Origin of the sequence: Chromobacterium subtsugae (assembly GCF_001676875.1) — a bacterium.
GTDB classification, from domain to species: Bacteria; Pseudomonadota; Gammaproteobacteria; order Burkholderiales; family Chromobacteriaceae; genus Chromobacterium; species Chromobacterium subtsugae.
Window position 1 is genome coordinate 129,538 of sequence record NZ_JYKA01000008.1, and the last position, 13,917, is coordinate 143,454.

Sequence of the window (13,917 nt, forward strand, 5' to 3'; positions counted from 1 at the left end):
GTTAGTAGGATGGATTCCATTCTTTTTTGACTGGCGGTTTGGCTCGGTTATAGATTGGGCTGAATCCAATAAATTCAGTGTTTACTTTGGGATTTATAACGCTCATAATGATTTTCTTGGTAAGCGTTGAGCTTCATTCTATTCAGCCTAGCCTAGGGCCTAGTTAACTCTGCGTTAAAAAACATTACATGCATTTTGTTCGTTTTGGTGAATTTATAGCTGCTTTTATGATTACAGGTCCCAAGCATAATCTATTGCAGATCCGTTTAGGTGCCGGAGTGCAAGATAAGCCGGCTTGCGAGTGTTTGCCGCCTAAAGGGGGATGCTGTCATGAGCCGTTAGTCGAAGCAGAGGTTATTGCTAGCGTCGTGAAGGGCGTAGTTGAGGCCAATCTGCGGCTAGGCACAGCTCACACGGTTACACATATTCGGTATGTTCAGAATGACACTAAACCTGAGATTGTTTATGGCTACTTGGCGTTGAAAATCCTCGAGCATCTGAAGTCTGGTGGTGTGTTTGCTGAGGGTAAGGATGAGTTCTAGCAGTAACGGAAATGAAAAAGCCTTCCCATATCGGGAAGGCTTTTTTACGAGAGTGGGCTTTGTTCTCTGCTGAAGATAAAGGTTCACTTCTCCTGTCTAAACAGCGCCGGGCTGTGCTGTAGGCGGGTGGTGGCGATATTGCCGCCGCCGCTGCTGGCGCTGCCGGGCGCGGCGAAACAGGCGACAGCGCCTTCCACTTGCAGCGCCATCGTCTGGCCGGGCTGCGGGCAGCGGTGGCCGGGGACGCGGGCGGCCAGCAGGCTGCCGTCGTCCAGCATCAGCCGCACGCTGGCGTCGTGGCCGCTGAAGCTGACGTCCAGCACTTTCGCCTGACGCGCGTGGTCGGGCGATGCCGGCAGCAGGCGGATTTGCTCCGGCCGCAGCAGCACATTGACTTCGCCTTGCGGCATGCCGTCCAGCAGCGGCAGCCGTCCCAGCGCGCAGTGGGCCTCGCCGCCCTGGGCGCGGCCGGGCAGCAGCACCGCGTCGCCGACGAAGTCGGCCAGTTCCGGGCTGGCCGGGCGCTGGTACAGCGTTTGCGGCGCGGCCACTTGCAGCAGCTTGCCCTGCCACAGCACCGCCACCTGGCGGCCCATGGTCAGCGCTTCGGCCTGGTCGTGCGTCACCATCAGCGCGGTGGTGCCGCTGGCGGAGAGCGCGTCGGCCACCGCCTGGCGGGTTTCGGCGCGCAGCGCGGCGTCCAGCGCCGAGAACGGCTCGTCCAGCAGCACCAGCGCCGGCTTGGGCGCCAGCGCGCGCGCCAAGGCGACGCGCTGTTGCTGGCCGCCGGACAATTGCTGCGGCGCGCGGGCGGCGAAGTCGGCCGGCAGGCCCACCATGTCCAAGAGCTCCGCCACCCGGCGGCGTTCGCGGCGCTCGGCGCGCGGCAGGCCGAAGACGATGTTGTCCGAGACCGACAGGTGCGGGAACAGCGCGCCTTCCTGCGGCACGTAGCCGATCTGGCGCTTCTCCGGCGGCAGGTACAGCTGCGGGCTGCTCACTAGCCGGCCGCCGATGTGGATGCTGCCCTCGTCGCAGCGCTCGAAGCCGCACAGCAGCCGCAGCAGCGTGGTCTTGCCGCTGCCGGACGGCCCCAGCAAGGCCAGCAGCGAGCCTTGTTCGACGGTCAGGGTGATGTCGTCCAGCACCCGGTGCTCGCCGAAGCGCTTGCCCAGCTTCTCTATTTTCAGTTCCGACATGGCGGATCTTCCTGTTGATTCCATGGTTGCGGCTGGCCGCCCAGCACCGCGCCGCGTCCCAGGCAGGACATCAGCAGCCAGGTGGCGAGAAGCGACAGCGCGATCAGGATGGCGGCGTACGGCGCGGCGGCGGCGAAGGCCAGCGCGGCGGTGTCGGCCCATACCTGGGTGGCCAGCGTCTCGGTGCCGATGGGCGCGAGCAGCAGCGTGGCGGTCAGTTCGGTGATGACGGAGACGAATACCAGGCTGGCGGCGGCGCCTAGCCCGGGGGCCGCCAGCGGCAGCACCACCCGCCACAGCGCCTGCCACCAGTTGAGCCCCAGCGAACGCGCCAGCTCTTCCAGCTTGTTTTCCGCCTGCATCAAGGCGCTCCTCACGCTGACCAGCGCCAGCGGCAGGAACATGATGGCGTAGGCCAGCGCCAACATCAGCGCGCTCTGGTACAGCGGCTTCAGCCACTGGATGGCTAGGTTGACCAGCGCCAGCGCGATGACGATGCCCGGCACGCCCTGAGCCAGATAGACCACCCGCTCCAGCAAATGCGCCAGCCGGCCGGGATGGCGCGCCAGCAGATAGCCCAGCGGCAGCGCCAGCACCGTGGTCAGCGCGGCGGCGGCCAGGCCCAGGCCCAGCGAGGTGGCGGTGGCCGACAGCAAGAGCTGCGGCGACACCTCGGCCGGCGTCACCGCGTCCGCGCCTGGTTGCAGCGTCCAGTACAGAATGGTGGCGATGGGGGCCAGCAGCGTGACCGAGCCTTGCAGCACCAGCCACAGCAGCGCCGGCCAGCGTTTCCAGCCCAGTTCCAGCCGGCCGGCGGCGCGGCGCGCGCCGCGGTCCAGCCGCTGGTAGCGGCTTTCGCCGCGCACGCGCAGTTCGGCCAGCAGGATCAGCACGCCGGCGGCCATCAGCACGCTGGCCAGCAGCGACGCGCCGGCGCTGTCGAAGCTGGCGCGGTATTCGGCGTAGATTTCGGTGGTGAAGGTGTGGAAATGCAGCAGCATGAAGGCGCCGAATTCCGACAAGCTCGACAGCGCCACCAGCAGCATGCCGCCCAGCAGCGCCGGCTTCAGCTGCGGCAGCGTCACGCGCCGGAAACAGGACCAGGCGGACAGGCCCAGCGAGCGCGCGGTTTCCTCCAGCGCCGGGTCCATATTGCGCAGCACCGCCGACACCGGCAGGTAGACCAGCGGCGTGTAGGCGGTGGTCAGCACCAGCCAGGCGCCCCAGAAGCCCTGCAGATCCGGGCTGATGGACACCCAGGCGAAGCTGGTGATGAAGGGCGGAATGGCCAGCGGGGCCACGCACAGCAATGCCCACAGCCGGTGGCCGGGCAAGCGGGTGCGCTCCACCAGCCAGGCGGAGGCGGTGCCGGCCACGGCGCAGCTGAAGGTGCTGGCCAGCACGATCAAGGCGGTGTTGCCGGCCAGCCGGGCGACGATGGGGCGCAGCAGCAGTTCGGCGGCGTCGCCGGAGCCGACGCTGGCCGCCTGCCACAGGGTAAAGCCTAGCGGCAGCAAGGCCAGCAGCGCCACCAGGGCGGCGCTGACGATGAGGCCGGCGGGCCGCCGGCTGCTGCCGCCAGCCAGGCGCATGGCGATGTTCATCCTGAAAACCTCATTGGAAAAGCCTGATGCGCCGCGAAAGCCCCAAGCTGCGCGGCTTTCGCGGCCGGCGCGGGCGTTACAGCAGGCCCGCCTGGCGCAATAGCTTGGCCGACTGGCTGTCGTCGCCCAGCTTCTGCATGTCCAGCGGCGGCGGGTTCAGCTGGTTGAAGGGCTTCAGCTGCGGGGCCGGCGCCACGCTTGGCAGCAGCGGGTATTCGAAGGTGATGTTGCTCTTGGCGATCAGCTGCTGCGCGCGCGGGCTCACCAGGTAGGCGAGGAACTTCTGCGCCGCGTCGGCGTTGCGCGCGGTTTTGAGGATGCCGGCGCCGGAGACGTTGATCAGCGCGCCGACGTCGGCGTTGCCGAAGTGGTACAACTGGCTGTGCATGCCCTTGCTGCCCAGCTCCACCTGCAGGCGGGTCCAGTAGTAGTTGTTGATGATGCCGACGGCCACGCCGCCGCGGTTCACCGCCGCCACCACGCCTTCGTTGTCGTCGAAGGTCTGGGCGTTGTCGCGCAGGCCCTTCAGCCAGGCCAGCGTCGCCGGCTCGCCCTTCAGCGCGCGCACCGCGCTGACCAGCGGCAGGAAGTCGCCGTCGGACGGGGCGATGGCCAGCTTGCCCTTCCATTGCGGCTTGGCCAGGTCCAGCAGCGAGGCCGGCATCTGGGCGCCGGCGGCCAGCTTGTTGTTGAACACCAGCACGTTTTCACGCGCCATCACGCCCACCCATTCGCCCTGCGGCGAGCTGTAGCGCGCCGGGATGGCGGAGAAGGTGGCGGCCGGCAGCTTGGCCAGCATCTGCTTGCCTTCCAGCAGCATCAGCTCGGGCGAGTTGGAGGCGAAGTAGACGTCGGCCGGCGAGGCCTTGCCTTCGGCCAGCAATTGGGCGGACAACTCCGGGCCTTCGCCGGAGCGGACCTTGACGCTGATGCCGCTCATCTTTTCGAAGTCGGCGGTCAGGAGCTTGATGGTTTGCGGATGCTGGGCGTTGTACAGCACTAGGCTGGCGGCCGTGGATAGCTGGCTGGCGGCCAGCAGCGAGCCGGCGAGCAGGGCGGAGATCAGTTTGCGTTTCATGGCTTGGTGGCTCCCTTGTGGACGCCGCCGGGCGGCGTCCGGTTGGATGGTTCAGAGCTGGAACAGGGCTTCGCCGATGTAGCCGCCCGGGCGCGCGCCGGGCGGGCAGGCGAAAACGGCGCTGCCGACATGGGTGATGTACTGATTCATCATATCCATCGCCGCCAGCTTCTTGTTGATGCGGATGAAGCCGGTGCGCGGGTCGCGCTGGTAGGCGATGAAGAACAGGCCGGCGTCGTATTCGACGCCCTGGCGCCAGGGCGGCCAGCGCTCGGCGTAGAAGTTGGCGCCGTCGTTGTACGAATACGCGCGGCGCAGGATGCGGGCGCCGTCGTTTTCCTGCGGCGAAGCCACGCGCGAATGGGCGGTGTCCGGAATCAGCGGGTTGCCGTCTTTGTCCGCCGCGGCCAGGTTCATCGGCTCGAATTCATGCTTTTGGCCCAGCGGCGCGCCGCTGTCCTTGTAGCGGCCCACCACTTCCTGCTGGAAGCCCAGCTCGGTCTTGTCCCAGTGCTCCAGCGCGATGCGGATGCGGCGCACCACCAGGTAGCTGCCGTTCTTCATCCAGCCGCCCTCGTCGCCGACCCAGATGAACTGGTTCATCAGCGCCGGGTCCTTGGTGGACGGGTTGTTGGTGCCGTCCTTGAAGCCCATCAGGTTGCGCGGGGTGCCGCCGCCGGGCGCGCCGCTGGCGAAGCCGGTCTGCACCCAGCGCACGCTGGCGATGCCGTCGGCGATGGCGGCCAACTGGCGCACCGCGTGGAAGGCCACTTGCGGGTCGTCGGCGCAGGCCTGGATGGACAAGTCGCCGCCGCTCTTTTCCGGCACCAGCTGGTCGCCATTGAACTTGGGCAGGTCCACCAGCGCTTCCGGCCTGTGCTTGGCCAGGCCGTAGCGGTCGACGCCGTTCTTGCTGAACAGGCCGGGGCCGAAGCCGAAGGTGAGGGTCAGGCGGGCGGTGGCGAGGCCGACGGCTTCGCCGGAGTCCAGCGGCGCCTTGTCGCTCTGGCCCGACAGCGCGCGCGCCGGCAGGCCCTGGCTCAGCCGCCGCGCGGCCTCGGTCCAGGCCTTGAGCAGGGCGATCACCTCTTCGCGCTTGGCGGTTTGCAGGTCGAAGGCGGCGAAGTAGCTGTTCTGCTGCTGCGGGGTGAGGATGCCGCCCTGGTGGACGCCGTCGAAGGGCTCGCGGCCAGGCTGCGCCGCCGCTTTGGTGTGGCCGGCGGCTGCGGCCAGCGCCTTGCCGCCGCCCAGCCAGCCTGCCAGCGCCAGCGCGCCGCCGCCTTTGAGGAAGCCGCGCCGGGACGGCTGTTTCGGCTTGTCGCGGTCTGTCATTTCGCCAATACCAGGTTGTTGTTGTCGTCGGCGACGAAATAGAAGCCGTCGCCTTCCGGCGTCATGGCGATGCCGAACAGGTCGCCGTTGCCGGGCGGGGTTTGCGCCTTGTTGGCGTCTATCCAGCGCGCGCCCAGCTGCTCGCCGTTGGCCGGGTCGATTTCCACCACCTTGCCGTTGGAGCCGTTGGTGACCAGCAGGTGGCCTTGCGGCGTGGTGGCCAGCGCCAGCGGACGCAGCAGCAGGCCGTCGTGGGTCAGGGTGCGGCCGATGCCGGCGCTGGTGGTGCGGGTGGTGGCGTCCCAGATCTCGCTGATGCGGTTGCCCAGCGCGTCGGATACGTAGAGCTTGTCGTCCTTGCCGTAGGCGAGGCCGGTGGGGCCGATCAGGAACACGCCCTTGTCGGCCTGCTCGCCGAAGCCGCTGGCCACCACGGTGCGGCTGACGATCCTGGGCGGCTGGCCGGCGGGGATGTCCAGCTCCAGCCGCAGCACGGTGGCGAGGTTCACCACCGGCGGCGTGCCCTTGGCGCTGCCGACGCCGAAGCCGGCGTTGCTGACGAACAGGGTCGCCTTGTCGCCGTTGTCTATCACCGCCATATTGCCCCAGGGGTTGTTGATGTCGGCGCCGGCCCAGGTGTCGACCAGCTTGCCGGACGAATCCAGCACCATCAGGCAGCCGGCGCCCTTGGTATCGGTGGTGCCGTCGTTGCTGGGCGTGCTGCCCACTATCACCCAGCCGCTTTTCAGCACCGTCATCGCGGTGGACAGGCCGACGCCGCCCGGGCACTGCGGCAGCGTGCGCGGGATTTGCGCGAACAGGGTCAGGCTCTTGCTGTCCGGGTGGTAGTTGACGATGGTGCTGCCCAGGCCCTGCAGGTTGGCGGCGTTGTTGAAGTTGTCCACCAGCACGTCGCCCTGCTTGAGTTTGCCGGCGCTCACCGGCGACACCGCGATCGCGTACGGGTTCTGGTCGCCGTTGTCGGGCACGGTGTTGGCCAGGATGGTGTGGCGCTTGATGCCGGCGAGGAAGGCGCCGTCGGCATGGGCCGCGCCGGCCAGGGCCAGCAGGGTGGCGGCGGCGGCCAGGCCGCGGCGCGAGAAGTTCCGCTTCATCTTTACTCTCTCCATTGCGGCCGGATCGGTGGTCCGGCCTGTCTGCAGGTTCTGACTCAGAAGGTGATGGTGGTCTTCAGGCCCACCACCCAGTTGTTGGGAATGCGCTGGGTCTGGGTCGGGTCGTTGGGCGACACCGCGCCGGCGCCGACGTTGCGCACGTACTGCAGGTCGGCCTGCCATTGCCACCATGGCGTCAATTGATAAATGTAGGTGGCTTCGACCTGGGTTTCATCGCTGCGCACCGGATAGGCCAAGTTGCCGTTGGCGATGCCGGTGTCGGCGTCGTTGCCGGCGGCGTGGTTGCCTACCTTGACATAGCCGACCGCCAGGCCGACGGTGTCGTTGTCGCGGCCGGCGAACGGCGCGGTCAGCGTGACGCCGGCGTTGGCGGAGAAGCTGACCAGGTTGCGGTCGCCCGGCGCGCCCATCAGTCGGGTGAACACGTTCAGCGTCTGGGTGCTGTCTTCGGCCGGACGCCACACCGTCTGGTCGGCTACCGCGTAGATGCTGTAGTTGCCGCTGTGCAGCTGCGGGTTGGCGCCGGTGAGGGCGATGGGCTGGCCGTTGACGTCCATCCGGGTGTCGGCGGTTTTCTGGTTCAGGTACCAGAAGCCCAGCTTGTAGGTGCCGGGCAGGCCGGCGATGCCGGTCGCGCCGCGCGGCGCTTCCACCGCGCCGTTGGACGGCAGGTTGCGGCCGTATTGCATCTCGCCGATGAACAGCGTGCCGCCGTGGCGGCTGAAGGTGGTGCCGTGCTTGTTCAGCTGCTGCGGGTCGTTCGGGTTCTGGCTGACGTCGCGGGTGGGGTCGCCGGCGAAGGCGCCGCCCAGCAGCGTGATGTTGTCGCCCAGCTTGCCGCGCAGGCGCACCCCCAGGCCGGACAGCGGGTAGGCCGGGCCGCCGGCCGGCAGGTCGGCCGACGGCACCGCCGGCCAGCCGAACATGGTGCCGATGAAAGCGCCGCCGTACTGGGTGACCATGAATTCCTGGTCCAGGCTCTGCTGGCCGATCTTCACGTCCAGCCGCTCGCCGTTCAGCTGCTGCTGGAACCAGGCCTCCCACAGCCGGGTGGCGCGGTCGGCCTCGATGCCGCTGGCGCTCTGGATGCTGCCGACGTGATCGGCGGTGAAGGCCTTGCCGTGGATGTCCAGCGCGCTGACATTGAAGCTGCCGCCGTTCCACCAGCCGGCGCGCTGGGTATCCAGGCCCAGGGTCAGGGTGGCCAGGCCCTGGTAGTCGCCGCCGTACTTGACGCCGCCGCTGACGTTGCGCAGGTATTCGCTGGCCTCGGTCAGGCCCAGGGTGACGCCCTGGCGGCCCAGCGCCGAGCGCAGGCCGCCCATGTCGCCCAGCAGGGTGGAGCGGTTCCACCAGCCGGTCCACTGGTTGTCGGGTTTGGCTTTGATCGCCTGGTCGGCCTCGGGCAGGTCGGCCGGATTGGCTGCGGCGTCGGTTTCCTCGGCGTGGGCGGCCTGCAGGCCGCAGCCCAGCAGCACGGCCAGCGCCAGCGAGGAGATCCGGAGCGGCTTGGCGGCCGCGTTCGGCAGGAAGGGGCGTTTCACGTTGTCGATTCTCCATTCTTCGGCCGCCTGGCGGCACTGTTCTAATTGATTCTTATTACTGTTATATCCCGTGGCGCGATGATTGCCAGCGCCAAGCGGACGAGCGGCGTGCTATTTCGCAATGAATTCGCATAAAAAGCGAAATCAGCGCGCCACAGCTGGAGCCGCATGGCGTTTGTGCGCTATGCTGCTTCGCAGCATCCGGTGGTTTTGCCGGGATCGCCGCGCGTTCCTCTCAATAAACGACAATCATTCTTGTTTGGTTGACGAGATTGCTGCATTTTTTGCAGCAGGCATGCCGGATGAGAAAGAATAGACTGTATTTTGTCTGACAATTTAAATCGGGCAGCGTAAAACTTTCTATACGCCCATGTCGCATCCCGGATAGTGGGGCGCGGCCGGCTTAATTTAGAATCGATCGACAGCATAAAAAAACGCACGACAGAACAAGGAAGGAAACCATCAATGAGCAATACCGTATCCCGCGCTGATTTCGACCAGGTCATGGTGCCCAACTACGGCCCGGCTGGCTTCATCCCGGTCAAGGGCCTGGGTTCCCGCGTGTGGGACCAGGACGGCCGCGAATTCGTCGACCTGGCCGGCGGCATCGCCGTCAACTCGCTGGGCCACTGCCACCCGGAGCTGGTGGCGGCGCTGACCGAACAGGCGAACAAGCTGTGGCACGTGTCCAATGTGTTCACCAACGAGCCGGCGCTGAAGCTGGCCAGCTTGCTGGTGGAAAAAACCTTCGCCGAGCGCGTGTTCTTCTGCAACTCCGGCGGCGAGGCCAACGAGGCCGCGTTCAAGCTGGCGCGCAAGTACGCTCATGATCATTTCGGCGCGGACAAGAACCAGATCCTGTCCTGCGTCAATTCCTTCCACGGCCGCACGCTGTTCACCGTCAGCGTCGGCGGCCAGCCCAAGTACACCGAAGGCTTCGGCCCGGTGCCGGGCGGCATCGCCCACTTCGAATTCAACAATATCGAATCGCTGAAGGCGGCCATCTCCGACAAGACCTGTGCGGTGGTGATCGAACCGATCCAGGGCGAGAGCGGCGTGCTGCCGGCCGATCCGGCCTTCCTCAAGGCCGCGCGCGAATTGTGCGACCAGCACAACGCGCTGCTGATCTTCGACGAAGTGCAAAGCGGCATGGGCCGCACCGGCGCGCTGTACGCCTACCAGCAATACGGCGTGACGCCTGACATCCTGTCCTCCGCCAAGGGCATAGGCGGCGGCTTCCCGATCGGCGCGATGCTGACCACCGAGAAGGTGGCCAAGAGCTTCGTCATCGGCACCCACGGCTCGACCTACGGCGGCAACCCGCTGGCTTGCGCGGTGGCGCACAAGGTGGTGTCCATCGTCAGCTCGCCCGAAGTGCTGGCAGGCGTCGAGGCGCGCCACCAGCGCCTGGTGGCCGGCCTGGAAGCCATCAACGCCAAGCACAAGGTGTTCAAGCTGGTGCGCGGCAAGGGCTTGTTGATCGGCTGCGTGCTGACCGACGAATACAACGGCCGCGCCCGCGAATTCCTGAAGGCCGCCGAAAAGCAGCAGCTGATGATCCTGGTGGCTGGCCTGAGCGTGTTGCGTCTGGCGCCGTCGCTGGTGATCAGCGACGCCGACATCGACGAAGGCCTGAAGCGCCTGGAGGCCGCCGTCGCCGAAATGGCGGCCGCCAAGTAAGCGCCGCGCCGCATGGACCACTTCATGCGGCGCCCCCCAAGCTACCCCGATACCATCGCCACGACCCCGTTTTGCGCCGGGTCGCGGCTGCGGCTGCGCCCGGTTTTCGGGCCGGCCATTGCGCAACGAGGGAGGATTTCCCATGTTTACCGTGCGTCCCATCCGGACTTCGGACCTGCCGGCGATAGAGAGGCTGGCCCAGGCCAGCGGCATCGGCGTCACCAGCCTGCCCAGCAACCGCGAGAAACTGTTCGAGCGCATCCAGCAATCGATCCGCGCTTTCGAGCATGAAGCCATCGGCGATGCCGGCAGCGAATACTATATGTTCGTGCTGGAGCATGGCGGCGCGGTGGTGGGCACCGCCTCCATCTGCGCGTCGGCGGGCTTCGACGAGCCCTTCTACAGCTACCGCAGCGAAACGGCGGTGCATGCGTCGCGCGCGCTCAAGGTCAACAACCGCATCCACGTGCTCAACATCTGCCACGACCTGACCGGCACCGTGCAGCTTTGCGGCTTCTACGTGGAGGGCGGGCTGGATCAACTGGCCGCCGAGCTGATGTCGCGCGCCCGGCTGCTGTTCATCGCCGGCGAGCGCGAGCGCTTCGGCCGCCGCATCATCGCCGAAATGCAGGGCATCCACGACGAGGCCGGCCAGTCGCCGTTCTGGAACGCCATCGGCCGCCGCTTCTTCAATCTGGACTTTCTGCAGGTAGAGCAGGCCTTCGTCAGCCACAGCAAGACCTTCATCGCCGAGCTGATGCCCAGCTACCCGATCTATGTGCCGCTGCTGCCGGACGAGGCGCAGCAGGCGATAGGCCAGATCCATCCCGATTTCGAGCGGGTGTGCCGGCTGTTGTGCAACGAAGGCTTCGAGGCCGACAACTACCTGGACATCTTCGACGGCGGCGCGGTGCTGACCGCCGAGCTCGACCGCCTGAAAACGGTGGAGCAAAGCCGCAGCCATCCGGTGGAAATCCAGGCCAGCCTGCCGGCGCAGGCCAGCCTGCAGCTGGTGAGCAACCAGCGCCTGTCGGCTTTCGCCGCCACCGCCGCCCGCGTCGCCGTAGTCGACGGCGTGGCCTTCATCAATCCCGACGCCGCCAGGGCGCTGGGCGTGGCCAGCGGCGACCGGGTGCGCGTCGCCGGTCTGCAGGCAGAGTGAGGAGAACCGGCCATGATGTTTATTCGTCCCGTTGAACACAAGGACCTGGACGGCTTGATGAACCTGGCGCGCAGCGCCGGCATCGGCCTGACCACGCTGCCGGTGAACGAGGAGCGGCTGTCGCGCCGCATCGCGCGCTCGGTGCTGTCTTTTTCCGGCGAGCTGGACAAGGCGGACCACTGCTATGTGTTCGTGCTGGAAGATTCCGACACCGGCGCGGTGGCCGGCATCTGCGCGATCGAGGCCGCGGTGGGGCTGAAGGAGCCCTGGTACAACTACCGCGTCGGCACCATCGTCCACGCCTCGGAAGAGCTGGGCGTGTACAGCCGCCACGAGACGCTGTTCCTGTCTAACGACCATACCGGCTATTCCGAGCTGTGCACGCTGTTCCTGCACCCGGACTACCGCGTCAAGCGCAACGGCGGCCTGTTGTCCAAGTGCCGCTTCCTGTTCCTGGCGCAGTTTCCGCAGCTGTTCGGCAAGATGGTGGTGGCCGAAATGCGCGGCGTGTCCGACGAAGCCGGCAACTCGCCGTTCTGGGAGGCGCTGGGCCGCCACTTCTTCTCCATCGATTTCGCCAAGGCCGACTACCTGACCGGCGTCGGCCAGAAGGCCTTCGTCGCCGAGCTGATGCCCAAGCACCCGGTGTATGTCGACTTCCTGCCGCCGGAGGCGCAGGCGGTGATCGGCCAGACCCACGAGGGCACCCGCCCGGCGGTGGCGCTGCTGGAGTCGGAAGGCTTCCGCTATGAAGGCTATGTCGACATCTTCGACGCCGGCCCCACCATCCAGGCCTATGTCAGCGATATCCGCGCGGTGAAGGAAAGCCAGCGGCTGCCGGCCAAGGTGTGCGACCCGCTGCCGCAGGGCGAGCGCGAATGGTACTTGGTATGCAACGACGCGCTGGCGGGTTTCCGCAGCGTGCTGGTGGAAGCGGTGCGCCCGCAAGGCGAATTCTGCCTGACGCCTGAGCTGGCGCGGGCGCTGGATGTGCAGGACGGCGGCCATGTCCGCTGCGTGACCTTGACGCCGAAGGAGGCAGTGCAATGAGCAGTCTGTTCATCGATGGCAAGTGGCTGGCCGGCGACGGCGTAGCCATGGCCAAAACCAATCCGGCCGACAATGCGCCATTGTGGAGCGGCCGCGCCGCCAGCGGCGCCCAGGTGGACGCCGCGGTGCAGGCTGCGCGCGCCGCTTTCCCGGCCTGGGCGCGCGCCGGTCTCGACGCGCGCGCCAAAGTGGTGCGCCGCTTCGGCGAATTGCTGACCGAGCGCAAGGCCGAGCTGGCCCGCGTCATCGCCCAGGAAACCGGCAAGCCGCTGTGGGAGGCGACGACTGAAGTCGCCACCATGGTCGGCAAGATAGACATCTCGCTGAAGGCGCTGGCCGAGCGCACCGGCGAGCGCGCCGCGGCGATGGGCGACGCCCAGGCGGTGTTGCGCCACAAGCCGCACGGCGTGGTGGCGGTGTTCGGTCCGTACAACTTCCCCGGCCACCTGCCCAACGGCCACATCGTGCCGGCGCTGTTGGCCGGCAACGCGGTGATCTTCAAGCCATCGGAACTGACGCCGTGGACCGCCGAGATCACCGTCAAGCTGTGGGCCGAGGCGGGCTTGCCGGCCGGCGTGATCGGCCTGGCGCAAGGCGCCAAGGACACCGGCGTGGCCTTGGCCGGCCATGAGGGCTTGGACGGCCTGTTCTTCACCGGCAGCTCCGCCACCGGCGCGCTGTTGCACAAGCAGTTCTCCGGCCGCCCGGACAAGATACTGGCGCTGGAGATGGGCGGCAACAACCCGCTGATCGTCGGCCCCGTGGCCGATGTGGACGGCGCGGTGCATCACGTGATCCAGTCGGCCTTCGTCTCCGCCGGCCAGCGCTGCACCTGCGCGCGCCGCCTATTGGTGCCGCAAGGCGAGTGGGGCGACGCCTTCGTCGCCCGCCTGGTCGAGGTGGCCGGCAAGCTGCGCGTTGGCAAGTTCGATGCCGAGCCGGCGCCGTTCCTGGGCGCAGTGATTTCCAATGCCGCCGCCGACGCGCTGCTGAAGGCGCAGGACGCGCTGCTCGCCGCCGGCGGCAAGCCGTTGCTGGCGATGCGCCGGCTGGAAGCGGGCGCGGCGATGCTGACGCCGGGCATCATCGACACCACCGCCGTGGTCCGCCCGGACGAGGAATTCTTCGGCCCGCTGCTGCAGGTGATCCGCTACGGCGATTTCGACCAGGCCATCGCCATCGCCAACGACACCCGCTTCGGCCTGGCCGGCGGCGTGCTGTCCGACAGCCGCGAGCTGTACGACCGTTACTGGCTGGAATCGCGCGCCGGGGTGGTCAACTGGAACAAACCTTTGACCGGGGCCTCCAGCGCCGCGCCGTTCGGCGGCATCGGCGCGTCCGGCAACCATCGCCCCAGCGCCTACTACGCGGCGGACTACTGCGCCTACCCGGTGGCGTCCTTGGAGTGCGACACTCTGGCGCTGCCGGCCCAGCTGTCGCCGGGCATCGTGTTGTAAGCGCGCCTTCTCCCCCAAGCGCTCTTCCTCGCGGGAGAGGGGGCGGCGCCGACAGGCGCCGTCTGATGGCGGGACATGAGCAATATGGCGAGGCGATCCGGCGGACCGTCCTCGCCATTCAGATGGATTGAGG

At 67.1% G+C, this 13,917-nt stretch carries 11 protein-coding genes; 5 read left to right on the plus strand and 6 right to left on the minus strand.

What is annotated here, in order from left to right:
- The first annotated feature begins 188 nt into the window (after nt 1–188).
- On the plus strand, nt 189–542 hold the full coding sequence (locus MY55_RS23485) for a hypothetical protein (RefSeq protein ID WP_146008457.1): 354 nt from the start codon (nt 189–191) through the stop codon (nt 540–542).
- A gap of 83 nt (nt 543–625) precedes the next feature.
- Here MY55_RS23485 and MY55_RS12655 read toward each other — a convergent pair whose 3' ends face one another.
- The 6 genes from MY55_RS12655 to MY55_RS12680 all read right to left on the minus strand — a co-directional run bounded on the left by MY55_RS12655 (nt 626) and on the right by MY55_RS12680 (nt 8,435).
- A complete protein-coding gene (locus tag MY55_RS12655; protein ID WP_047258317.1) occupies nt 626–1,741 on the minus strand; it encodes an ABC transporter ATP-binding protein in 1,116 nt (371 codons plus the stop codon).
- Nucleotides 1,729–3,345 (minus strand): ABC transporter permease, encoded by a 1,617-nt coding sequence (locus MY55_RS12660; protein WP_099049644.1) that lies wholly within the window; start codon nt 3,343–3,345, stop codon nt 1,729–1,731. The genes MY55_RS12655 and MY55_RS12660 overlap by 13 nt, the downstream gene beginning before the upstream one ends.
- Before the next feature lie 76 nt (nt 3,346–3,421).
- Nucleotides 3,422–4,423, minus strand: a complete 1,002-nt coding sequence (locus MY55_RS12665) for an iron ABC transporter substrate-binding protein (protein WP_065202441.1) — start codon at nt 4,421–4,423, stop codon at nt 3,422–3,424.
- A gap of 51 nt (nt 4,424–4,474) precedes the next feature.
- Complete coding sequence (efeB, locus tag MY55_RS12670; RefSeq protein ID WP_047237217.1) at nt 4,475–5,755, minus strand: iron uptake transporter deferrochelatase/peroxidase subunit; 1,281 nt, start codon at nt 5,753–5,755, stop codon at nt 4,475–4,477.
- The gene (locus MY55_RS12675) at nt 5,752–6,870 is read right to left on the minus strand and encodes an NHL repeat-containing protein (protein ID WP_047258314.1); all 1,119 of its coding nucleotides are present in this window, start codon (nt 6,868–6,870) and stop codon (nt 5,752–5,754) included. The genes efeB and MY55_RS12675 overlap by 4 nt, the downstream gene beginning before the upstream one ends.
- A 56-nt stretch (nt 6,871–6,926) precedes the next feature.
- Complete coding sequence (locus tag MY55_RS12680) at nt 6,927–8,435, minus strand: carbohydrate porin (protein WP_065202442.1); 1,509 nt, start codon at nt 8,433–8,435, stop codon at nt 6,927–6,929.
- A 465-nt stretch (nt 8,436–8,900) separates the two neighbouring features.
- On the opposite strand from MY55_RS12680, the gene MY55_RS12685 reads away from it, so the two are divergent.
- The 4 genes from MY55_RS12685 to astD all read left to right on the plus strand — a co-directional run bounded on the left by MY55_RS12685 (nt 8,901) and on the right by astD (nt 13,784).
- Complete coding sequence (locus tag MY55_RS12685) at nt 8,901–10,115, plus strand: aspartate aminotransferase family protein (protein WP_043575325.1); 1,215 nt, start codon at nt 8,901–8,903, stop codon at nt 10,113–10,115.
- Nucleotides 10,116–10,257: 142 nt separating this feature from the next.
- A complete protein-coding gene (aruF, locus tag MY55_RS12690) occupies nt 10,258–11,277 on the plus strand; it encodes an arginine/ornithine succinyltransferase subunit alpha (protein WP_047237219.1) in 1,020 nt (339 codons plus the stop codon).
- Nucleotides 11,278–11,289: 12 nt separating this feature from the next.
- Nucleotides 11,290–12,327 (plus strand): arginine N-succinyltransferase, encoded by a 1,038-nt coding sequence (astA, locus tag MY55_RS12695; protein WP_043575321.1) that lies wholly within the window; start codon nt 11,290–11,292, stop codon nt 12,325–12,327.
- Entirely contained in the window at nt 12,324–13,784 is a 1,461-nt protein-coding gene (gene astD / locus MY55_RS12700) for a succinylglutamate-semialdehyde dehydrogenase (RefSeq protein WP_043575319.1), read from the plus strand. Before astA ends, astD begins: the two co-directional genes overlap by 4 nt.
- The last annotated feature ends 133 nt before the right edge of the window (nt 13,785–13,917 follow it).

Excerpts from the sequence above, each read along its gene's own strand:
- MY55_RS23485 (WP_146008457.1), top strand. The coding sequence starts at position 189 with ATGCATTTTGTTCGTTTTGGTGAATTTATAGCTGCTTTTATGATTACA.
- MY55_RS12655 (WP_047258317.1), bottom strand. The coding sequence starts at position 1,741 with ATGTCGGAACTGAAAATAGAGAAGCTGGGCAAGCGCTTCGGCGAGCAC.
- MY55_RS12660 (WP_099049644.1), bottom strand. The coding sequence starts at position 3,345 with ATGAACATCGCCATGCGCCTGGCTGGCGGCAGCAGCCGGCGGCCCGCC.
- MY55_RS12665 (WP_065202441.1), bottom strand. The coding sequence starts at position 4,423 with ATGAAACGCAAACTGATCTCCGCCCTGCTCGCCGGCTCGCTGCTGGCC.
- efeB (WP_047237217.1), bottom strand. The coding sequence starts at position 5,755 with ATGACAGACCGCGACAAGCCGAAACAGCCGTCCCGGCGCGGCTTCCTC.
- MY55_RS12675 (WP_047258314.1), bottom strand. The coding sequence starts at position 6,870 with ATGAAGCGGAACTTCTCGCGCCGCGGCCTGGCCGCCGCCGCCACCCTG.
- MY55_RS12685 (WP_043575325.1), top strand. The coding sequence starts at position 8,901 with ATGAGCAATACCGTATCCCGCGCTGATTTCGACCAGGTCATGGTGCCC.
- aruF (WP_047237219.1), top strand. The coding sequence starts at position 10,258 with ATGTTTACCGTGCGTCCCATCCGGACTTCGGACCTGCCGGCGATAGAG.
- astA (WP_043575321.1), top strand. The coding sequence starts at position 11,290 with ATGATGTTTATTCGTCCCGTTGAACACAAGGACCTGGACGGCTTGATG.
- astD (WP_043575319.1), top strand. The coding sequence starts at position 12,324 with ATGAGCAGTCTGTTCATCGATGGCAAGTGGCTGGCCGGCGACGGCGTA.